This is a genomic window from Caulobacter sp. SL161, assembly GCF_026672375.1.
In the GTDB taxonomy this organism is placed as follows: domain Bacteria; phylum Pseudomonadota; class Alphaproteobacteria; order Caulobacterales; family Caulobacteraceae; genus Caulobacter.
Genome location: NZ_JAPPRA010000001.1, coordinates 2,689,143 through 2,709,811, shown reverse-complemented (window position 1 = coordinate 2,709,811; position 20,669 = coordinate 2,689,143). Strand labels below are relative to the sequence as shown.

24 protein-coding genes and 1 pseudogene are annotated in these 20,669 nt (G+C 66.6%); 19 read left to right on the top strand and 6 right to left on the bottom strand.

Annotated features, from left to right (window positions below; translation table 11 throughout):
- Window positions 1-5: 5 nt before the first annotated feature.
- Window positions 6-794, bottom strand: a complete 789-nt coding sequence (gene xth, locus OVA11_RS13175) for an exodeoxyribonuclease III (protein ID WP_268067788.1) — start codon at window positions 792-794, stop codon at window positions 6-8.
- Between xth and OVA11_RS13170 the strand changes: the two genes are divergently transcribed.
- Entirely contained in the window at window positions 794-1,168 is a 375-nt protein-coding gene (locus tag OVA11_RS13170; protein ID WP_268067787.1) for a hypothetical protein, read from the top strand. The two genes, xth and OVA11_RS13170, sit on opposite strands and share 1 nt — an antisense overlap.
- A gap of 4 nt (window positions 1,169-1,172) precedes the next feature.
- Here OVA11_RS13170 and erpA read toward each other — a convergent pair whose 3' ends face one another.
- Complete coding sequence (gene erpA / locus OVA11_RS13165; RefSeq protein WP_096050937.1) at window positions 1,173-1,505, bottom strand: iron-sulfur cluster insertion protein ErpA; 333 nt, start codon at window positions 1,503-1,505, stop codon at window positions 1,173-1,175.
- Window positions 1,506-1,593: 88 nt separating this feature from the next.
- Between erpA and OVA11_RS13160 the strand changes: the two genes are divergently transcribed.
- The 8 genes from OVA11_RS13160 (at window position 1,594) to tatC (ending at window position 8,373) form a co-directional block, all read left to right on the top strand.
- Window positions 1,594-2,778, top strand: coding sequence for a deoxyguanosinetriphosphate triphosphohydrolase (locus OVA11_RS13160; protein WP_268067786.1), 1,185 nt, complete (start codon window positions 1,594-1,596; stop codon window positions 2,776-2,778).
- 169 nt (window positions 2,779-2,947) lie between these two features.
- Window positions 2,948-3,748 (top strand): cell division protein FtsN, encoded by an 801-nt coding sequence (gene ftsN, locus OVA11_RS13155; protein ID WP_268067785.1) that lies wholly within the window; start codon window positions 2,948-2,950, stop codon window positions 3,746-3,748.
- Complete coding sequence (gene nagZ / locus OVA11_RS13150) at window positions 3,745-4,782, top strand: beta-N-acetylhexosaminidase (RefSeq protein ID WP_268067784.1); 1,038 nt, start codon at window positions 3,745-3,747, stop codon at window positions 4,780-4,782. Before ftsN ends, nagZ begins: the two co-directional genes overlap by 4 nt.
- Complete coding sequence (locus OVA11_RS13145) at window positions 4,779-5,603, top strand: segregation and condensation protein A (protein WP_268067783.1); 825 nt, start codon at window positions 4,779-4,781, stop codon at window positions 5,601-5,603. The genes nagZ and OVA11_RS13145 overlap by 4 nt, the downstream gene beginning before the upstream one ends.
- A gap of 157 nt (window positions 5,604-5,760) precedes the next feature.
- Window positions 5,761-6,429, top strand: coding sequence for an SMC-Scp complex subunit ScpB (gene scpB, locus OVA11_RS13140; RefSeq protein WP_268067782.1), 669 nt, complete (start codon window positions 5,761-5,763; stop codon window positions 6,427-6,429).
- A 133-nt stretch (window positions 6,430-6,562) separates the two neighbouring features.
- Window positions 6,563-6,787 carry a twin-arginine translocase TatA/TatE family subunit gene (locus tag OVA11_RS13135; protein ID WP_010919869.1) on the top strand — a complete coding sequence of 75 codons (225 nt, stop codon included), beginning with the start codon at window positions 6,563-6,565 and terminating at the stop codon, window positions 6,785-6,787.
- A gap of 84 nt (window positions 6,788-6,871) precedes the next feature.
- Complete coding sequence (tatB, locus tag OVA11_RS13130) at window positions 6,872-7,474, top strand: Sec-independent protein translocase protein TatB (protein ID WP_268067781.1); 603 nt, start codon at window positions 6,872-6,874, stop codon at window positions 7,472-7,474.
- Window positions 7,471-8,373 (top strand): twin-arginine translocase subunit TatC, encoded by a 903-nt coding sequence (tatC, locus tag OVA11_RS13125; protein WP_268067780.1) that lies wholly within the window; start codon window positions 7,471-7,473, stop codon window positions 8,371-8,373. The genes tatB and tatC overlap by 4 nt, the downstream gene beginning before the upstream one ends.
- 203 nt (window positions 8,374-8,576) lie before the next feature.
- On the opposite strand, the gene OVA11_RS13115 is transcribed toward tatC, so the two are convergent.
- Window positions 8,577-9,044, bottom strand: coding sequence for a hypothetical protein (locus OVA11_RS13115; protein WP_268067779.1), 468 nt, complete (start codon window positions 9,042-9,044; stop codon window positions 8,577-8,579).
- A gap of 368 nt (window positions 9,045-9,412) precedes the next feature.
- Here OVA11_RS13115 and serS point away from each other — a divergent pair, with 368 nt between their 5' ends.
- From serS to dipM, 5 genes and pseudogenes are all read left to right on the top strand, one after another.
- Window positions 9,413-10,852: a serine--tRNA ligase gene (gene serS / locus OVA11_RS13110; protein ID WP_268067778.1), complete on the top strand. Its 1,440-nt coding sequence runs from the start codon at window positions 9,413-9,415 to the stop codon at window positions 10,850-10,852.
- Between the two features lie 17 nt (window positions 10,853-10,869).
- Window positions 10,870-10,988 (top strand): annotated as a pseudogene (locus OVA11_RS19835) (hypothetical protein); the annotation flags it as partial.
- A 15-nt stretch (window positions 10,989-11,003) separates the two neighbouring features.
- Window positions 11,004-11,795, top strand: coding sequence for a 5'/3'-nucleotidase SurE (gene surE / locus OVA11_RS13105; protein ID WP_268067777.1), 792 nt, complete (start codon window positions 11,004-11,006; stop codon window positions 11,793-11,795).
- Complete coding sequence (locus tag OVA11_RS13100; protein ID WP_268067776.1) at window positions 11,792-12,460, top strand: protein-L-isoaspartate(D-aspartate) O-methyltransferase; 669 nt, start codon at window positions 11,792-11,794, stop codon at window positions 12,458-12,460. The genes surE and OVA11_RS13100 overlap by 4 nt, the downstream gene beginning before the upstream one ends.
- Before the next feature lie 92 nt (window positions 12,461-12,552).
- A complete protein-coding gene (gene dipM / locus OVA11_RS13095; RefSeq protein WP_268067775.1) occupies window positions 12,553-14,382 on the top strand; it encodes a cell division endopeptidase DipM in 1,830 nt (609 codons plus the stop codon).
- Between the two features lie 45 nt (window positions 14,383-14,427).
- On the opposite strand, the gene OVA11_RS13090 is transcribed toward dipM, so the two are convergent.
- From OVA11_RS13090 to OVA11_RS13080, 3 genes are all read right to left on the bottom strand, one after another.
- Complete coding sequence (locus tag OVA11_RS13090) at window positions 14,428-14,898, bottom strand: GNAT family N-acetyltransferase (protein ID WP_268067774.1); 471 nt, start codon at window positions 14,896-14,898, stop codon at window positions 14,428-14,430.
- Window positions 14,899-14,903: 5 nt separating this feature from the next.
- On the bottom strand, window positions 14,904-15,503 hold the full coding sequence (locus OVA11_RS13085) for a helix-turn-helix domain-containing protein (protein WP_268067773.1): 600 nt from the start codon (window positions 15,501-15,503) through the stop codon (window positions 14,904-14,906).
- Between the two features lie 77 nt (window positions 15,504-15,580).
- Window positions 15,581-16,420: an ATP-binding protein gene (locus OVA11_RS13080; RefSeq protein ID WP_268067772.1), complete on the bottom strand. Its 840-nt coding sequence runs from the start codon at window positions 16,418-16,420 to the stop codon at window positions 15,581-15,583.
- 122 nt (window positions 16,421-16,542) lie between these two features.
- Here OVA11_RS13080 and yajC point away from each other — a divergent pair, with 122 nt between their 5' ends.
- The 5 genes from yajC (at window position 16,543) to OVA11_RS13055 (ending at window position 20,636) form a co-directional block, all read left to right on the top strand.
- Window positions 16,543-16,854 carry a preprotein translocase subunit YajC gene (yajC, locus tag OVA11_RS13075; protein ID WP_268067771.1) on the top strand — a complete coding sequence of 104 codons (312 nt, stop codon included), beginning with the start codon at window positions 16,543-16,545 and terminating at the stop codon, window positions 16,852-16,854.
- 157 nt (window positions 16,855-17,011) lie between these two features.
- On the top strand, window positions 17,012-18,607 hold the full coding sequence (gene secD, locus OVA11_RS13070; RefSeq protein WP_268067770.1) for a protein translocase subunit SecD: 1,596 nt from the start codon (window positions 17,012-17,014) through the stop codon (window positions 18,605-18,607).
- Window positions 18,608-19,573, top strand: coding sequence for a protein translocase subunit SecF (gene secF, locus OVA11_RS13065; protein ID WP_268067769.1), 966 nt, complete (start codon window positions 18,608-18,610; stop codon window positions 19,571-19,573).
- Window positions 19,573-19,926, top strand: a complete 354-nt coding sequence (locus OVA11_RS13060; RefSeq protein WP_268067768.1) for an Mth938-like domain-containing protein — start codon at window positions 19,573-19,575, stop codon at window positions 19,924-19,926. The genes secF and OVA11_RS13060 overlap by 1 nt, the downstream gene beginning before the upstream one ends.
- A 95-nt stretch (window positions 19,927-20,021) precedes the next feature.
- Window positions 20,022-20,636, top strand: a complete 615-nt coding sequence (locus OVA11_RS13055) for a urate hydroxylase PuuD (protein ID WP_096050955.1) — start codon at window positions 20,022-20,024, stop codon at window positions 20,634-20,636.
- Window positions 20,637-20,669: the final 33 nt, after the last annotated feature.

Below are 20,669 nucleotides of genomic sequence, written 5' to 3'. Positions count from 1 at the left end.
CGCGCCTAGTCTCGGAAATGACCGACCACCGGCACGTGGTCCGAGGGCTTTTCCTTGTCGCGTTCGTCGCGGTGGATGACCAGGCCCGTCAAACGGTCGGCCGCCTGCGGCGACAGAAGCAAGTGGTCGATGCGGATGCCCAGGTTCCGCTGCCAGGCGCCGGCCTGATAGTCCCAGAAGGTATAGCCACCCGGCGCGCCGTCGGCCTGCATGTAAGCGTCGGCGAAGCCCAGGTTCTTCAAGGCGCGGAAGGCCGCGCGGCTCTCCGGCTGAAACAGGGCGTCGCCCAGCCAGGCTTGCGGGTTGGCGACGTCTTCGGCCTCGGGAATGACATTGTAGTCGCCGGCGATCACCAGCGGCTCCTCGAACGCCAGCAGGCCTTGGGCGTGGGCGTGCAGCCGGCGCATCCAGGAGAGCTTGTAGGCGAACTTCTCGGTCCCGATCGGATTGCCGTTCGGCAGATAGATGCCCACCACCCGGAACGGCGTCGGCGCGGCGATCACCGCCTCGATATAGCGCGCCTGCTCGTCGACCTCGTCGTCAGATAGGAAGGGCAGGCCCCTGCGGACATCCTCGATCGGATGCTTCGAGAGTAGCGCCACGCCGTTGTAGGTTTTCTGGCCGTGAACCGCGACGTTATAACCAAGCCGTTCAAAGGCTTCGGTCGGGAACTTCTCGTCGACGCACTTGATCTCCTGCAGCACGGCCACATCGGGGGCTTCTGACTCGAACCACGCCAACACGCCTTCCAGGCGAGCGTTGATAGAATTGACGTTCCAGGTGGCGATACGCATTGACGGCTCCAAGGTGCGGCGGGAGGCTAGGGCGCATGAAGGCCGCGCTCAAGTCGGGGAAGAAGCCCATCGACCGCACGCAGCTGGCGTTGATGACGCTGGCGACGGGCGTTTGCGGCGTGCTGGCCGTGCTGGGCGCGATCCTGGCGATCTTTACCCCGCTGGTCTTTGACCGCGCCGGCAACGTCCTCAATCCGATCGCCTGGCTCGGCTTCGCTTTCGCGGCCCTGTTCTGGGTGGTCTGCCTGCTGGGGCCGCTGGCGGGATGGATTTTGTGGCGCAAAGGCGCGGCGCCGCTGGCCTGGGCGGCCATGGTCACGCCCCTAGCCTGGGGCGCGGCCACCCTGACGCTGCTGCAGTTCGTCCCGGTCTGACGGTTCAGATCGAGAAGCTGACCCCGCAGCCACAGCTGGACTTGGCGTTGGGGTTGCGAACCCGAAACTCGGCGCCGGCCAGTTCGTCGACGAAGTCGATCTCCGAGCCCTTCAACAGGGCCAGCGACACCACGTCCACCAGGGCCGTCGCGCCGTCGCGCTGGACCTTCAGGTCGTCGTCGTCGACGGTGTCGACCAGGTCGAAGCGGTATTGAAAGCCCGAGCAACCGCCACCGTCCACCGCGACACGGAGCATCAGCGGACGGCCCTCGGTCTCGGCGATGGCCTTGATCCGGCGCGCGGCGTTTTCGGAAAGCGTTAAGTCGAGTTGGGTCATGGCTGTGGAAAAGTTACCTTCGGCCTATATGAGGGTGTCGCGGCCTCTTCGGAAGGGGCCAAATCGTTCAACGCGATAAAGGCGGTCTATGTCTCAGACTCCGTACTACGTCCCGCGCGCGCCCTACGCCGAAGATCCCAGCAAGTCGAAGGGGCGTCGGTTCAAGGAGGACGAGAGCCGTACGCGCACGCCATTCGCGCGCGATCGCGATCGCATCATCCATACTTCGGCCTTTCGGCGTCTGAAGGAGAAGACCCAGGTCTTCGTGGCCCACGAGGGCGACAACTTCCGCACGCGCCTGACCCACACCCTGGAGGTCGCGCAGGTGGCGCGCTCGCTGGCCACGGCCCTGGGCCTGGACGCCGACCTCGCCGAGACCATCGCCCTGGCGCACGATCTGGGTCACCCGCCATTCGGTCACGCCGGCGAGGACGAGCTTGAGATCCAGATGCGCGAGTACGGCGGCTTCGACCATAACGTCCAGACCTTCCGGGTCGTGACCGAGCTGGAGCACCGCTACCCCGACTTCGTGGGTCTGAACCTGACCTGGGAAACGCTCGAGGGCGTGATCAAGCACAACGGGCCGGTGACCAACAAGCTGGGCAAGCCCTCCTGGAAGGCGATCTCCAAGTACGACAACGAGTACGAGCTTGGCCTGGGGACCTGGGCGTCGGCCGAGGCCCAGGTTGCGGCCCTGGCCGATGACATCGCCTACAATAACCATGACGTCGACGACGGCGTGACGGCGGGCCTCTTCACGCTTGATGACCTGATGGACGTGCCGCTGATCGGCCCGATCCTGGCGGCGGTGAAGAGCGAGCGTCCGGATCTCGACGCGCGTCTCACGCACCTGGAGGCCGTGCGCCGCATGATCGGGGCCATGGTCGACGACGTGATGGGCGAGACGCTGCACCGCGCGGCCGCCAGCGGCGTCCAATCGGCCGACGACGTCCGCGCGCTGGATCACGCCCTGGTGGCCTTCTCGTCGGACATGGCCGAGGATCTGGCGCGGCTCCGGGGGTTCCTCTACGAGCGGATGTACCGCCACTGGCGCGTCAATCGCACCCGCAGCCAGGCCCGCCGTATTCTGGGCGAAATGTTCTCGCTTTTCTTGCGTGAGCCGGAGGTGCTGCCCACCGTCTGGTTCGCCAAGTCGCAGAACCGCGACGAAGCCGGCCGAGCCCGTGTGGTCTGCGACTATATCGCGGGCATGACCGATCGCTTCGCGATAGAAGAGCATCGCAAACTGTTCCATCTCGACGTCTGGAACTAATCCCTTCGGGATTGAGACCCGGACCGGGGAGGCGAGCAGTGTATCGTCCGCCTCCGGAGCGGGGCGGACGCTTCTGAGACGGCCCGGCCTTGGGTAACCTAGGGTCGCGCGCGTCTGATTCGATGTGTCGTTCCGTGCGCCGCGCGCCGAGTTCTGGAGCCTAGCTGAGATGTCCGATCCGCACCGCGGGGCCTATACGCCGCCTACCGACGCGCCGTTGTCGTTCGATGCGCGTCAGCCCGTGCGGGGCGCGCGCCCGCTGCCCATGACCCTGATCATCAGCGCGGTGGTGCTGGTGACCCTCGTGGTGGCCGTTGTCATGATCTATCGCGATGGCGTGCGCGGTCCCAACGACGCGCCCCAGGCGGTGGGAACCGAAGTCGCTCAGATGAAGACGCCGCCGGCTGAGAGCAGCCAGCCCAAGGATCCGGCCTCGGGTCTCCAGATTTATCACAACGAGGAGCCGCAGCCGTCGGCGACCTTCGCCGCGCCGCCGGAGACGCCTCTGGCGCGTCCGGTCGCGCCGACCGCCACGACGCCCGTCGAAACCGCCAGCCTGCCGGCCGCCAAGCCCGCCGCGCCAGCGCCGACGATCGAGTCGCTGGCCACCGCCGCTGCGGCCCAGAAGCCCGCGCCCAAGCCTGTGCAGGTGGCGCAGGCGGCGCCCAAGCCCGTGGCGGCGGCGCCCACGACGACCGCTACCGCGCCCAAGCCGGCGGCGGTGTCCACCGGCCCGGCTTCCGTGCAGATCGGCGCGTTGTCGTCGCCGGCCCTGGCCGACAAGGCCTGGGCCGAGGCTGTGCGCCTGGCGCCGGGCCTCGCGGCCGGCAAGGGCAAGAAGGTCGAGACGGTCGACAAGAACGGCACGACGCTCTACCGCACCTCGGTCACCGGCTTTGCGACCCGTGAGGCCGCCAAAGCCTTCTGCGAGGCGATCGCCGCCTCCGGCAAATCCTGCTTTGTAAAGTGAGCCTTCTGATGGGCGCGCCTTCCGCCGCTATTCTCGGCTGCGCCGGGACGACCCTGACGGCCGAAGAGGTCGCCTTCTTCAAGGACGTGAAGCCCTGGGGCTTCATCCTGTTCAAGCGCAACATCGCCGACCCCAACCAGGTGCGCGCCCTGACCGCCGCCCTGCGCGACACGGTCGGCCGTGCGGATGCGCCGATCCTGATTGACCAGGAGGGGGGGCGTGTCGCGCGCCTGCAGCCGCCGCATTGGCGCACCTATCCGCCTGGCCGCGCCTATGGCGAGTTGGTCGCCAATGATCCGCTGGTCGCGCGCGAGATCACGCGCCTGGGCGCTCGTCTGATCGCCCATGACCTTCACGCGCTGGGGATCAATGTCGACTGCGTGCCGGTGCTGGACGTGCCGGACCCCAAGGGGCACGAGATCATCGGCGACCGCGCCTATGGCGACACGCCCGAGCAGGTGGCGACCCTGGGCCGTGCGGCGGCCGAGGGCTTGCTGGCCGGCGGCGTGCTGCCGATCATCAAGCATATCCCGGGCCACGGTCGCGCCATGGCCGACAGCCATCTGGAACTGCCGGTGGTGAACGCCAAGCTGGCCGAGCTGGACGCCCGCGACTTCGCGCCGTTCCGGGTGCTGTCGGACATGCCGATGGCGATGACCGCCCACGTTGTCTACACGGCGATCGACCGCAAGAACCCGGCCACGACCTCGAAGAAGGCGATCAAGAAGATCATCCGCGAGTCCATCGGCTTCGATGGACTGCTGATGAGCGACGACCTGTCGATGAAGGCGCTGTCGGGCGACTTCAAGCAGCGGGCCAAGGACAGCTTGAGCGCAGGTTGCGACGTCGTCCTGCACTGCAACGGCGACATGGCTGAGATGAAGGGCGTGATGTCCGGCGTCGGGCGGATGGGCAAGGAAGCCCGTCGCCGCGCGCAGGCGGTCATGGGGCGCTTGGTCAAGGTTCCCGAACCCTTCGATGTTGCCGAGGCCCGGGCCCGGTTCGACGCGGCCTTCGACGGAAAGTACGCTTGAGCACGGGCTTTCAGCCCACCTTTGACTTCGAGGCCGCCAACGAGGCGGCCGAGGACGGCGCAGCGCTCGTCATCGACATCGACGGCTATGAGGGCCCGCTTCACGTGCTGCTGGCCCTGGCCCGCAGCCAGAAGGTCGACCTGCTCCAGCTCTCGATTACGCGCCTGGCCGAGCAGTACCTGGCCTTCGTCCAGCAGGCCCGCCGCGTGCGGTTCGCCCTGGCGGCGGACTATCTGGTGATGGCCGCCTGGCTGGCCTACCTGAAATCGCGCCTGTTGCTGCCCAAGCCCGAGCGCGCCAAGGCCGAGGAGCCACCGGCCGAGGAAATGGCGGCGCAGCTGGCGTTCCGGCTGGCCAAGCTGGACGTGATGCGCAAGGCCGTCGAGGCCCTGAAGGAGCGTCCGATCCTCAAGCGTGACGTGTTCACGCGCGGCGACCCTGACGCGGTCAAGATCGTCTCGTCGACGCGGCTTGAGGGCGACCTCTATGGCCTGATGAGCGCCTACATCACCCAGCGCAAACGCGAGCACAGTCGCCACTATGCCCCGCGTCCGCCCACGGCCTATCCGCTGGAAGACGCCCGTGATCGCCTGCGGAGCCTATTGCCGAGGATGGAAGACTGGACCGTCCTGACCTCGGTGGCGCCGATCGATCGGGTGCTGGAGGAGGATGACGGCCCATCGCCGGCGTCGTATCTGGCGTCCACCCTCTCGGCCTCGCTGGAGCTGGTGAAGGAAGGCGTGCTGGAGGCGCGCCAGCTGGATCACTTCCAGGACATCTACTTGCGGACCCGCGCGGAGCCGCTGGAGACGACCGAGTGATCCGCCAGGATCTCCCGATCTCCCCGGCGAAGGCCGGGGTCCGGATCGAGCCCACTGTTGCCCGGCAAGCTGACGGGATGCTGTTCGGATCACCCCAAACCGCTCAGGCTGAATCTGGGCCCCGGCCTTCGCCGGGGAAATCAGCTATGGGGAGGCTATGACCACCGAACTGGATCCTCTCTTCGTCGAGCGCTGCATCGAGGCCCTGCTATTCGCCGCAGCTGAGCCGCTGAGCGATGTCGACCTGGCCAAGCGTCTTCCCGAAGGGGCGGACATCGCCGCCGGGATCGACGCCCTGCGCGCGCGCTACGAGGGTCGTGGCGTCGAACTGGCCTGCGTCGCAGGACGCTGGCGCTTCCAGACCGCGGCCGACCTGTCGTTCCTGATGACCGAGGAGCGGGAGGAGCCGCGCCGCCTGTCCAAGGCCGCCCAGGAGACATTGGCCATCGTCGCCTATCACCAGCCCGTCACGCGGGCCGAGATCGAGGCCGTGCGCGGCGTGCAGGCCAGCCGGGGCACCATCGACGTCCTCTTAGAACTGGGCCTGATCCGCATGCGGGGGCGTCGGCGCACGCCCGGGCGGCCGGTGACCTTCGGCACCACCGACGCCTTCCTGGAGCACTATGGTCTGGCGACCTTGGCCGACCTGCCGGGAATCGCCGAGATGAAGGCGGCCGGCCTTCTGGAAATGAACCTGCCGCCGGGCTTCTCCGTGCCGGACCCGCTGGGTCTGAGGGCCGGGGAGGAGGAAGATCCCCTCGATTTCGACGACGGCGAAACGCCCGAATTCGCGCAGGATTTCCTGGGCGAGCCCGAAAAAGCCTAACGCGCAGGGCGCCGACGCCGCCAAGATCCGGTCATGCTTGGCTCTCCGCCATGCGAGCGCCTATATTGAGACAGAGATTGTAACGACGCGGCTCACGGTCTAAAGCGCCGCTGTCGCAAGGAGCACCGACGCTATGGGTAGCATGAGTTGGATTCACTGGGTGATCGTCCTCGGGATCGTCGCCCTGCTGTTTGGTGGTCGCGGCAAGCTCTCGAGCATCATGGGCGACGCCGCCAAGGGCATTAAGGCGTTCAAGGACGGGCTGAAGGACGAGTCCAGCAGCGAAGTCGCCGACAACAAGGCCAAGAGCGCTCTCCCGCGCACTGAGGCCGAGGCCGAAGAGCTTCGCAAGTCGTAAGATTAAGCGCGCGGGGCGCCTGACCTCGCGCGATGGTCCAACCTCGCGGGGAGCCCCTGGGTTCCTCCGCTCTAAGGCGCGTCCATGCTTCCTGATATCGGCGGCACAGAACTTCTCATCATCGCCGCCGTCGCCCTGATCGTGGTGGGTCCCAAGGACCTCCCCGCTCTGTTGCGTAAGGTCGGCCAGTTTGTCGGTCGTATGCGGGGCATGGCGTCGGAGTTCCGCGCCAGCTTCGACGAGATGGCGCGCCAGTCCGAGCTGGACGAACTGCGGCGCGAGGTCCAGGCCATGCGGTCGGGACAGTTCGCCAATCCGGTGCAGGACGCTGCGGACGCCGCGCGCGACGTGCAGGTCGACCAGGTGTTCGCCGACATCGACGCCTCGCTGTCCAGCGGCGCCATGCAGGCCCATCCCTATGCGGCCGGCGAGACGCACAATTCGATCCTGCCCACGGCCGAGCCGTCGGCCGAGATCGTCGAGGCCAAGCCCAAGCGCGCGCCGCGCAAGAAGGCCCTCGCCGAGCCCGTTGCGGCGGAACCCGTCTTGGTCGAGCCGGTCAAGGCTCCGCGCAAGCGGACCAGCCAGAAACAAGAGATCACTGTGGAAGCGCCCAGGGCTGTCCGCGCGCCGCGCAAGCGCGCGAGCAAGGCCGGTGACTCCACCGCTTCGGACATCGTCTCGTGAGTAACGCCGTCGGACACGATCCCGACGGGGAGATCGAGGCTTCGCGCGCGCCGCTGCTGGATCACCTGATCGAGCTGCGTATGCGGCTGATCATCTGCGTCGTGGCCATCGCCTTGGCTTTCGGTGTCTGCTTCGCCTTCGTGAAGCCGATCTTCCTGTTCCTGGTTCGCCCGTTCACCGTGGCGGAGGGGCTGAAAGCCATGCAGGACGCCGGCGGAGAGCACGGGGCGTTCGACCTGCTGCTGGCGCTGGTCGGCGTCAAGAAGGTCGCCACCGGCGCCTTGGCCAATATTACCCTGCAGGCCACCGCGCCGCTGGAGCAGTTCTTCACCAACATCAAGCTGGCGGCGTTCGGGGGCATCATCCTGGCCTTCCCGGTCATCGCCTGGCAGCTGTACCGGTTCGTGGCGCCGGGTCTCTACAGGAAGGAGCGCAACGCGTTCCTGCCGTTCCTGATCGCCTCGCCGGTGCTGTTCCTGATGGGCGCTTCGCTGGTCTACTACGTGATGCTGCCCTTCGTTCTGTGGTTCTCGCTGAGCCAGCAGATGGTGGGCGACGGCGTGCAGGTGGTGTTGCAGACCCGCGTGTCGGAATACCTGACCCTGGTCACGACACTGCTGTTGGCGTTCGGCCTCAGCTTCCAGTTGCCCGTGGTGCTGTCGCTGGGGGGCTTGGCGGGCCTAGTCACCTCGCAGATGCTGCGCACGGGCCGTCGCTATGCGATCGTCGCCGTGTTCGTGGTCGCGGCCATCGTCACGCCGCCCGATCCGATCAGCCAGATCACCTTGGCGGTGCCGCTTTGCCTGCTCTACGAAATCTCGATCTGGTGCGTCTGGCTGATTGAGCGCCGTCGCAAGGAAGAAGACGAGAAGGCCGGCACGGACCTGGTCGCTTCGTGAGGCTGGGGCGGTCTTCGCCGCTGATGAGGATTTGTGCGAACCGAGGCCAGCAGTCGTCATCACCCTGAGCTTGTCCAAGGGCGAGGACGGCCGCCAAGACGCGTCCACACTCAATGTGAATTCAGCCAAAGAAAAGGGCTCCGCGATCCTGTCGCGGAGCCCTTCTATTCGCCCGGTGAGGAGCGAGGTGTTTTCAGGTGGTGTTAGGCCGCAGCGCCCACGCGGGCCTGCAGTTGGGCCTTGGCGGCGCGAACGGTGTCGGCGACGCACGACTGGTAGGTCGAGACGCTGAAGCGCGGCTGGGCCTTGCAGACCATCTGGGCGGCGTCGCGGATTTCAGCGTGGATCTGGTCGCGGCTCTTGCCCTTCAGCGAGATGCGGACGACCGAGACGGTCTCAGCCTGCAGAGCCTTGCCGGTGTCGCGAGCGCGGACGATCATGGCCAGCTGGCGGTTGGCGCTGGCGATCGCGCCCTCGACGCAGTCCTGGGTGGTGAACTTGCCGTTCACGGTGCAGACGGTGGTGGCGGCGTCCTTGATGGCGTTCTGGATCTCGACCGAGGTCTTGCCGGCGATCGAAACGCGGACTTCGTTAGTCTTGGCGCTGGCCGGGGCGGCGACGGCGGCGGCGATGGCGAGGGCGGCGAGAGCGGCGAACGTCTTCATGGTCATCCTTTGAATGATCGAGGGGTGGCCGGGGAGGGCCGTTTTTCGGGGAGGAGAAGCGCACTGAATTGAGCGAGGCTTTTCGGCGGTTAGAATTAAAGTCCCCTGAGGAAGCACGGCTAATTTGCGGTAACGCTTGGGGTGAATCTTCCAAGATCCCCGTTTTTCGAGGTTTCATGAGCTTTTCCAGGGTGCGTCATCCGGTCGCATGTGTCCAAAATATGGGTTTTCGCGCAATGAGGCTCCGCCGTTGCGGCCGGTCCTCGGGATCACGAAGCCGTTGGCGCGGCGCGCCATCGCCCGGAAAGCTTGGCGCCCCCGGCGACGCGCCTTAGAGAGGGCGTCTCTTACTGCCTCTTCCGAGCTAGCGTTCGATGCACGACATCAAGGCCATCCGCGAAAATCCTGAAGCCTATGACCGCCACTGGTCGGCCAAGGGCCGCTCGGGCGCGGCTGACGAGGCCGTGCGTCTCGACGCCGAACTGCGCGCGGCTCAGACGACGCTGCAGGAGGCTCAGGCCAAGCGGAACGAAAGCTCCAAGCTGATCGGCATGGCCAAGGCCAAGAAGGACGAGGCTGAAGCCCAGCGCCTGATGGCCGAGGTCGAGTCGCTGAAGGGCGTCATGGCCACCGCCGCCGAGGCCGAGAACCTCGCCGGCGGCCAGCTGAAGGACCTGCTGGCCAGCCTGCCCAACATTCCGGCCGCCGAAGTCCCCGCCGGCGAGGACGAGCACGGCAATGTCGAGCAGCGCCGCTGGGGCGATGCGTCCAAGCTGCCGGCCGGCAAGCTGAACGCGCCCAAGGACCACGTGGACCTCGGCGCAGCGCTCGGCGGCATGGACTTCGAGGCCGCCGCCCGCATGAGCGGCGCGCGCTTCGTCGTCCTCAAGAAAGAGGTCGCCCGCCTGGAGCGCGCCATCGGCCAGTTCATGCTGGACCTGCAGACGGTCGAGCACGGCTACACTGAGGTCAGCCCGCCGCTGCTGGTGAAGGACGAGGCGCTTTACGGCACGGGCCAGTTGCCGAAATTCGAGGACGATCTTTTCTTTGCTGCGTCCACCAACCTGCCTAACGAGCCCGGGCAGATTGAGGCAGCAGGGCTGTTCTATCAGCGACCTGCTACGGTCGACGTCTATGAAGATGGGCAAGGGAACTTTTCGTTTGTGCCAGCTCCAGGCACGCCCGGGAAATTGGTACAGCAACGCCGCTGGCTGATCCCCACCGCCGAGGTCTCGCTCACCAACATCGTCCGCGAGCAGCTGGTCGCCGAGGAAAAGCTGCCGATGCGCCTGACGGCGCTGACGCCGTCGTTCCGCGCCGAGGCCGGTTCGGCCGGCCGCGATACGCGCGGCATGATCCGCCAACATCAGTTCTACAAGGTCGAGCTCGTTTCGATCACCACGCCCGACCAGTCCGAGGCCGAGCACCAGCGCATGGTCGAGTGCGCGGAAGCCGTGCTGAAGAAGCTGGAGCTGCCGTTCCGCACCATGCTGCTGTGCACCGGCGACATGGGCTTTGGCGCGAAGAAGACCTACGACCTCGAGGTCTGGCTGCCGTCGCAGGACATGTACCGCGAGATCAGCTCGTGCTCGAACTGCGGCGACTTCCAGGCTCGGCGCATGGACGCCCGCTACCGCAAGACCGGCGAGAAGGGCAGTCACTTCGTGCACACCCTGAACGGCTCGGGCCTGGCCGTCGGCCGCACGCTGGTGGCGGTGCTGGAGAACTATCAGGACGAGGGCGGTCGCATCCACATCCCGGCGGCGCTGCAGCCCTATATGGGCGGCGTGACGCACATCGGGGGGCAGGCGTGACCGGAGTCACGACCCTCATCCTCCCCCGTGTAGCGGGGGAGGGGGACCGCGAAGCGGTGGAGGGGGCGCGGGCGACCTCGGAGCGCCCCCTCCGTCACGCTGCTTCGCATCGCGACACCTCCCCCGCACGCGAGGGAGGAGGGCGAAACTGATGCGCATTCTCCTCACCAACGACGACGGCATCCACGCGCCGGGCCTCCAGGCTCTGGAGAACATCGCCCGCGCCCTGAGCGACGACGTCTGGATCTGCGCGCCCGAGTACGAACAGTCGGGCGCCAGCCGCGCCCTGACCCTGGCCGACCCGATCCGCGTGCGAAAGCTCGACTCGCGCCGCTTCGCGGTCGAGGGCACGCCCACCGACTGCGTGATGATGGCGGTGCAGCACCTGATCGAGGGCGGTCGGCCGGATCTGGTGTTGTCGGGCGTCAATCGCGGCCAGAACATCGCCGAGGATGTGACCCTGTCGGGTACGGTGGCCGGCGCGATCGAGGGCATGGCGATGGGCATCCCGTCGATCGCCCTGTCGCAGTCGATGAACTATTTCCACGACGAGATCGTCGCCCACTGGGAAACGGCCGAGGCGTTCGCGCCGGGCATCATCCAGCGCCTGCTGGAAGTGGGCTGGCCCGCCGATGTGGTCATGAACGTCAACTTCCCGGCCCTGCCGCCGGAGAGCGTCAAGGCGGTCGAGGTGACCCGGCAGGGCTTCCGCGATGGCCACATGCGCCACATGGACAAGCGCACCGACCTGCGCGGCCGCGACTATTACTGGATGGGCTTCACCGCCAAGGCGTCGCAGCCTGCGGAAGGCACCGACTTGCGGGCCGTCTACGAGGGGCGGATTTCCGTCACGCCGCTGCACATCGACCTCACGCACAACGAAACCGTCCATACGCTGAAGGGCGTGCTGGGCGGCGCGCCGCCCAAGAAGGTGGGCGCATGAGCGGAGGGACGACGAAGGCTGCCGAGAACGCCAGGGCCGATCTGCCGCGCCTGATGAAGGCGTTGCGCGACCAGGGCGTCACGGATCCTCAGGTGCTCAAGGCCATCGAGACCACGCCGCGCGACCTGTTCACGCCCGATCTCTTCAAGGATCGCTCGTGGGAAGATTCGGCTCTGCCGATCGCCTGCGGCCAGACCATCAGCCAGCCCTATATCGTCGGCCTGATGACCCAGGCCCTGACGGTCGAGCCGCGTTCGCGGGTGCTGGAGATCGGCACCGGCTCGGGCTACCAGACGACGATCCTCAGCAAGGTGTCGCGGCTGGTCTATACGATCGAGCGCTACCGCACCCTGATGAAGGAAGCCGAAGCGCGCTTCAACACGCTGGGTTTGACCAATGTCATCACCAAGTTCGGCGATGGCGGCGAAGGCTGGGCCGAACAGGCGCCGTTTGACCGCATTATGGTCACGGCTGCGGCGGAAGATGATCCAAAGCGGCTGCTCTCGCAGCTGAAGCCGAACGGCGTGCTGGTCGCGCCGGTCGGCAAGGGGCCCGTCCAGAGCCTTCGGCGCTACGCCGGAGACGGCAAGGGCGGCTTCAGGGTCGAGATTCTCTGCGACGTACGCTTCGTGCCCCTGCTGGCCGGCGTCGCCAAGGATCAGTGAGTTTCTGGGGACGCCTTGATCGCGTCTCAGGATGTTAAAGGTTGGTTTACCCTGGCGGAGCCCTTTGGAGCTCCGACGGGAAAGGAGACGCTATGAGGCAGTTGTGGACGCAAGCGGCGGTGATCGCTCTGACGGCTGGAACGCTCGGCGCCCCTGCGCACGCCAGCGGACAGTCGGGTCAGCGCTTCACGCCGAACTTCCCGATCACTCAGCCGGCCGCGCCGCCGCCGGGTGAGACGATCCAGGCACAGCCGGGCGAGGCCGAGAGCCTGCCGCGTCCGACGCCGATCCCGGTCCAGTCGGCGCCGCCGATCGCGCAGTCTGAACTGCCGCCCCCGGCTCCGGTCTCCACCCCTGCGCCCGCGCCTCAGCCCGTCCTTCGCGCAACGCCGCCTCGCACCGTGGTGACCACGACCGTGACCGGTCCCGTGGTCGAAGTCGCGGGCAAGCCCCAGGTGCGGGTCGTGGAGTCGGGCGACGCGCTGGACGCCATCGCGCGCGGCATGGGCTCGACCCGGGCCGAGCTGGTCAAGCTGAACGATCTAGAACCGCCTTATCGCCTGAAGCTGGGTCAGAAGATCAAGGGCCCTGCGACGACCGCCAAGGCCTATGTCGTGCAGACCGGCGACACGATGTTCGCGATCGCCAAGCGCTTCAATGTGACGGCTGCGGCCCTCGCCGAAGAGAACGACCTGAAGTCGGGCGCGGCCATCAAGAAGGGCCAGAAGCTGCTCCTGCCCGAGGGTTACAACGACAAGGGCCCGATCAAGACCACCCAGGTGATCCCGGGAACGCCGGCCACGACGGTCGCAGAGGCTGAGCCGGCGCCGACCGCCACCCGTCCTACGGCGCTCGCCGCGACGCCGCCGCGTCCCGTTCGCCAACCGGTCTCCGAAGAGACCAGCGAGCCGGCGACCACCAGCACGACAACCCTGAGCGTCACCGGCTCGGTCGTGACCGTGGCAGGGCCGCGTCAGATCCACACCGTCAAGTCGGGCGACACCCTGACCGCCATCGCCCGCAAGTTTGACATGAGCGTCAGCGAGCTGGCTGAGGCTAACAAGCTCGACACCGAAAAGCCGCTGAAGCTGGGCGCCAAGATCAAGGGCCCGGCGACGACGCAGAAGGCCTATTCGGTCCAGACGGGCGACACGCTGGGCGAGATCGCCAAGCGCTTCAATGTCAGCGTCAAGGCGCTGGCCGCCGAGAACAATCTGCGGGCCACAGCCTCGCTGAAGAAGGGCCAGAAGATCGCGCTGCCCGACGGTTTCCGCGACAAGGGGCCGATCAGGACCACGACGACCACCCGTCCGACCACGCCGCCCGCCAACACCTATGCCCGCGTGGACAGCAGCGCCGCCGCAGCGTCGACGCCGTCCAGCCCGATCCCCTACACGCCCAGCGGCGCCGCCCCGCGTCCGAGCGCGCCGGTCGCCGCTCAGCCGATCACGCCGCCGCCCAGCAGCGGCCGGACGATCATCGAAACCGCCGCCGCGCCGACCGAGGCCGAGATCATCGCCTCGGGCAAGGGCAAGTTCGCCTGGCCGCTGCGGGGCGACATCATCTCCAGCTTTGGCGTGAAGGGCACGGGCCAGCGCAACGACGGCCTGAACATCCGAGCCCCGCAGGGAACGCCGGTTGTGTCGGCCGCCGACGGCGAGATCGCCTATGCCGGCAACCAGGTCCCGACCTTCGGCAACCTCGTACTGGTAAAGCACGCCGACGGCTGGGTGACGGCCTATGCGCACCTCTCCAGCACCAATGTGAAGATGCGCCAGCAGGTCAAGCAGGGCGAGCAGCTCGGCACGGTCGGGGCCACCGGCGGGGTCAATGAGCCGCAGCTGCACTTCGAGATGCGCTACGCGCCGACGGCGAAGGACAAGGCCAAGCCGGTCGATCCGGCGCTGGTGCTGCCGCGTTGATCACGACGGGCCCGCTTCATTGGAGCGGGCCTTTTCTTTGGGGCGTCAAAGCGTTCGGGTCATGAAGGCGCTGTTGGGATCGGGCCTGTAGTCGCCAAAGGGCTCGCAGGCCTGGAAGCCGTTGCGGGCGTACATGGCACGGGCAGGAATAAAAAAGTCGCCAGCCCCGGTCTCAAGGCTGAGACGCTGTAAGCCCAGGGCGCGTGCGTGCGTCAACAGATGGTCCAGAACGGCTTGGCCGACGCCCCGGCCTCGATGCGCTGCGGCGGTGTGCATGGACTTGATCTCGCCGTGGCCGTCGCCCAGGGGCTTGACCGCGCCGAACCCCGCCAGGGCGTCGCCGTCCCAGGCGGCGAAAAAGTCGAGATCGGCCTGGCGCATGGCGTCCAGCGGCATGACGTGACAGCTCTCTTCCGGGCCAGTTGAGCGCATAGTCGCGAAGTGATGGGCCAGCAGGGCGATGATGCGAGGATCCTCGAAATCGCCGGCGATGATGCGAAGCTGCGGCTTGGTCATGTCGTCTAGACCGTCGTGGTGTTGATGATGAGATAGCGGGCGAGCTCGGCGCCCGGATTGGCGATCCGCTTGGCGTCGACGCCGTGATGGCGCAGGCAGTCGCCGGGGCTCAGCCGATAGGTCTCGGCCTCGATGTCCAGATGGAGCTCGCCGGCGATCAGATAGAAGAACTGCTCGCGCCCGGCGGGGGCATACCCTTCGCGCTGGGGCCGGTCGAGTTCGTAGCGGACCTCCGCGCCGGGCGGCAGCTCCCCCAGCGCCAGCTCGGTGGCGTAGCCTTCGGTCGGCGGGGCGATCAGGGTGCGCAGGAAGCCGCTCTCCGGATCACGCCAATGCGCGGCGTCGGCGCCGCGCAGAAGCCGAGGCGCGCTGGTCTCGACCGCCGCCAGCAGGCGCGACATCGTCAGGCCATAGGCGTTACAGAGCCGTCCCAGAGCGTTGGCCGTGGGGCTGGTCTCGCCTCGCTCGATGCGCGAGATCGTCGCCCGGCTGAGTCCCGTCAGGGCGGCGGCGGCGTCCAACGACAGGTCGCGTTCCCGCCGCAAGGTCTCAAGCCGGTAGGCCAGGGCCAGGTCGGCGGCGGTGTCGGCGTCCGTGGGCGGCACGCGGCTCTCCTCTGCAAATCTCGCAGAAGAGAAATTTTCTCAAATATGATCGGATTTCAAGAGGGCTCGGTCCAGCCCTAGCTCGGCAGTCCGACGCCAAGCTCTCCCGCCAGATCCCGAACGAACTGCCAGGCCACGCGGCCTGAGCGACCGCCGCGCATCTGCGACCACTGCAGCGCGCGCCGGTCGAGATCAGCGGCGTCCAGGCCAAACTGCTCGGCGTAGCTGCGGATCGCCTGCAGATAGGTCGCCTGGTCCATCGGCGGAAAGCCGATCCACAGGCCGAAGCGGTCGGAGACGCTCATCTCCTCCTCGGCGTTCTCGGCCGCAGCGATGGCGCCTTGGCTTTCGACGTGGTCGCGCGGCATCAGGTGACGACGGTTGGAGGTGGCGACGAACAGCACGTTTTCGGGCGGGCCCGAGACTCCGCCCTCCAGCGCCGATTTGAGCGCCTTGGCCGCCGCTGCGCCGTCCTCGAACGAGAGATCGTCGCAAAGCACCACAAAGCGTTCGGAGCGGGCGCGCAGCAGGTCGAACAGCGGGGGAAGGGCGACCACCTCGTCGCGATCGACCTCGATCAGCTTGAGGTCGGGATAGGTGTCGGCCATGGCCACGAACGCGGCCTTGGTCACCGAGCTCTTGCCCGTACCGCGCACCCCCCACAGCAGCACGTGATTGCTGGGCAGGCCTTCGGCGAAGCGTCGGAGATTCTCGACGAACCGGGCCTTCTGCCGGTCGATGCCGACCAGCAGATCCAGCGAGAGCGGGTAGTCCGGCGCGGGAACGAAGGCGGCCGCCGCCGGTTCGTGCCGGAACAGGCGCGCAGTGCTGAAATCCGGGGCCGGCGGAGTGGCCGGAGCCAAGCGCTCCAGGGCGTCGGCGATACGGGCGAGCAGGGGTGCGAGCGCTTCAGTCATGTGTGGCTCCATACCCTCACGCGCTCGCATTGCAAAAGATAAGGCGAACGCATAGCTTCCGCCGACTTGGCGCGACCCTATTTCTAGGCGGCGCGCATAGCGGCTTTTTTATTGGAGAGACCATGGCCACCGGTTCCACCGCGGCGACCCTGATGAACATCCTGCCGATCATCCTGATGGTCGTGCTGTTCTACTTCATGCTGATCCGTCCGCAGCAGAAGCGCCAGAAGGAGCATATGAACATGCTCAACAACCTGAAGCGCAATGACACCGTCGTGCTGTCCAGCGGCATGATCGGCAAGATCGTCCGCGTCGAGGACCGCGAAGTGGGCGTCGAGATCGCCACGGGCGTGACCGTGAAGGTCGTGAAGGGCATGATCGCCGAAGTCCGCACCAAGGGCGAGCCGGCCGCCGCCAACGACGCCAAGAACTGATCTGACGTTCCAAGCGTAGTAGCCATCGGTTCGGATGCCTCCTTGAAGGGGCTCCGGACGTGTTGATCTGGGTCTCCGGCGTCAGGCGATCATCGTCTGGCGGCCGGGTCTCAGCGCAAATCCAGGCGTCACCCGGCGTCGCTCCGAGCTTTTATCCATGCTGACACTGTCTCGCTGGAAGATTGTCTTGGTCACCTTCTCGGTGATCTTCGGCATTCTCTTCACCTTGCCCAATCTCCTGCCACAGAAGACGCTGGACAGCTTTCCGGACTGGTTGCCCAAGCAGAAGCTGAACCTCGGCCTCGACCTGCAGGGCGGTTCGTACCTGATGTACGAGGTCGACACTGACGCCCTGCGCAAGGAGCGCCTGAAGAACCTCGTCGAGGATGTCCGCACCGTCCTGCGGGGCGAGCAGATCACCTTCGGCGAACTGGCTGAAGTCAACGGCACAGTCCGGCTCCGCATCGCCGACGCCGCCAAGGTCGACGAGGCCGCCAACCTACTGCGCCGCTCGGTCGGCTCGCCGTTCGCCGGCTCGATCAGCGGTCGCGACGTCTCGGTCGACAAGCGCGACGACCAACGCCTCGAGCTTTCGTTCATCCCGGAAGCTGCGGCTCAGGATGCGTCGATGGCCGTCGATCAGAGCATCGAAACCATTCGCCGCCGTATCGACAGCCTTGGCACCAAGGAGCCGAACATCACGCGCCAAGGCGCCGACCGGATCGTGATCCAGGCCGCCGGCGAGAGCGATCCCGAGCGTCTGAAGGCCGTGGTCGGCAAGACCGCCAAGCTGACGTTCCAGATGGTCGATGACTCCGTCACGCCCGAGGATATCGCGGCCGGCCGGATTCCGCCGGGCTCCGAGGCGCTGCCCGGCGATGATTTTCAGCCCGTCTATGTCGTGCGGAAGCGCGCACTGGTTTCGGGCGACGAACTGGTCGATTCCCGTCAGAGCTTCGATGACCGAGGCGCTCCGGCCGTTTCGTTCAAGTTCAATGGCTCCGGCTCGCGCAAGTTCGGCGACGCCACGGCCCGCAATGTCGGCAAGCGGTTCGCGATCGTCCTGGACGGTCGCGTGATCTCGGCGCCGGTGATCAACGGCGCTATCCCCGGCGGTTCGGGCATCATCACGGGCTCGTTCACGGTCGAGAGCGCGGCCGACCTGGCCCTGCTGCTGCGTTCAGGCGCGCTGCCCGCACCCCTGAAGGTCGAGCAGCAGAACACCGTCGGCGCCGAACTGGGCGCGGACGCCGTGCGCGCTGGCGCCATCTCCACCCTCGTGGCGTTCATCACCATCGTCACCTTCATGATCCTCAGCTACGGGCTCTTGTTCGGCGGGATTGCGGTCGTCGCGCTGATTATCAACGGCATGCTGATCGTGGCGGCGATGTCGCTGACCCAGGCGACCCTCACGCTGCCGGGTATCGCGGGTCTGATTCTGACCCTGGCCGTGGCCGTCGACGCCAACGTGCTGATCTATGAGCGGATGCGCGACGAGGCGCGAGCCGGCAAGTCGCCAATCCTGGCGGCGGACGCGGGTTTCTCGCGCGCGATGACCACCATCATCGACGCCAACATCACCACCCTGGTGGCGGCGGGCATCATGTTCGCGTTCGGCGCGGGTCCTGTTCGCGGCTTCGCCTGGACCCTGTCTATCGGCGTGTTCACCTCGGTGTTCACCGCCGTGCTGGTCAGCCAGCTTCTCATCGGCTGGTGGTTCCGCGCTGCCCGCCCCAAGAAACTTCCGATCTGAGTGAGCGCACCTATGGCCTGGCCCCTGATCAAGCTGCTCCCGCAGAAAACCAACCTCACCTTCGTCAAGTTCGCCCGCATCATGGCGGTGATCAGCGCGGTCCTCGTGGTCGCTTCGCTGATCGGCGTGTTCAAGCCCGGACTGAATCTCGGCATCGACTTCAAGGGCGGCTCCGTCATGGAAGTCTCGACCGCCCCGCGCGCGGTCGATCTGGCCAAGGTTCGCACCACCCTGGAAGCTCAAGGTCTGGGCGACGTCCAGGTGCAGGCCTTCGGCTCGCCGGATCGCGCCCTGGTGCGCTTCCAGACGCCGGCGGGCGGTGACCCTGGTGTCACCCTGACCAACGTCAAGACCGCCTTGAAGCAGTCGCTCGGCGATCCCGTCCAGTTCCTCAACCCCTCGGCGGTCGGTCCCAAGGTCTCGGGCGAGCTGTTCCGCAGCGGCGTCCTGGCCCTGGTGCTCGCCGTGGGCCTGATGTTTCTCTACATCTGGTTTCGCTTCGAGCCGCAGTTTGGCCTGGGCGCCGTGGCGGGCCTGCTGCACGACCTGATCCTGACCTTCGGCTTCATCGTGCTGTTCAAGATCGAGTTCAGCCTCAACACCGTTGCCGCGCTGCTGACGGTGATCGGCTACTCGATGAACGACACCGTCGTCGTGTTCGACCGCCTGCGCGAGAACCTGCGCAAGTACAAGAAGATGCCTTTGAAGGACGTGATCGACCTGTCGATCAACGAAATCGTGTCGCGTACGATCATCACCGGCGTCACGGCGATCATGGCCCTGACGGGTCTGGCGATCTTTGGCGGCGACGCCCTGTTCGGCTTCTCGGTCGTCATGATCTTCGGCATCGCGGTGGGCACCTACTCGTCGATCTATGTCGGCGCGCCGATCATCCTGCTGTGGGGTGTCAAGCGCGGCGAAGAGGAAGCCACGCCGATCAAGCTCGGTGCGGCCTCGCAGCCCTGATGCGCCAGCCGCCGTCCATCGACGCCTGGGGCGGCGGCGGCTTTCGGGTCGCCGGCGTCTGGCGACCCGGCTCGTTGCTGATCCTCGACGACCAGCCCCGCGACTGGGCCGTCTCGGCGCTTTCCGAGCTTACGCCGGAGTCGTTCGCCGAGGTTTTCGCGGCGGGCGGCGCGGTCGAGTTCGTGCTTTTGGGCACGGGCCTGAACAACGCGCTGCCGCCGCGTCCGGTCCGTGACGCCCTGAAGGCGGCCGGCGTCGGCTTGGAGTTCATGAGCACTGAAGCGGCCGCGCGCACCTACAATGTTCTAGCCAGCGAAGGCCGGAGACTGGCGGCGGCGCTGATCGCCGTCTGAGCGGGGCTTCGTCGACCTTCGGTATCCCGACTTTGCCCGACTCCCAAATATCCCTATGGTCCCCTTAAGGAAAATGGGATCCGAGGGGGAAACCGATGACTGGACTGCTTTCGAACTTCCGCAACACGATCATCGTCAGCTTCGTGCTGGCCCTGGTGATTGTGATTGGCTACGGCCATAGCCCGCACGGGCACGACGCCACCTACTTCCAGGCCATCTTCCGCTGGCTGCACGTGCTGTTCGGCATCCTTTGGATCGGCCTGCTGTACTACTTCAACTTCGTGCAGATCCGGGTGATGCCGCAGATCCCGGCCGAACTGAAACCGGCCGTCAGCAAGTATATCGCGCCCGAGGCGCTGTTCTGGTTCCGCTGGGCCGCTCTGGCGACCTGGGTGATGGGCGTGCTGCTGGCCTATAACCGCGGCTACCTCGTCGAAGCCTTCACCCTGGGCCTGGCGGGCGGCTATACGCCTGGCGTCGACATGGGCTTCACCTTCATCGGCACGGGCATGTGGCTGGCCACGGTGATGTTCTTCAACGTCTGGGTGTTCATCTGGCCGAACCAGAAGATCGCGCTGGGCATCGTCGAGGCTGACGCGGACGCCAAGGCCAAGGCCGCCAAGACCGCCATGCTGTTCTCGCGCACCAACACCCTTCTCAGCATCCCGATGCTGGCCACCATGGCGATGAACCAGACGCTGTTTGGCTAAACCCGGCTGGAAAATGCTGTAAGGGGAGGGCCC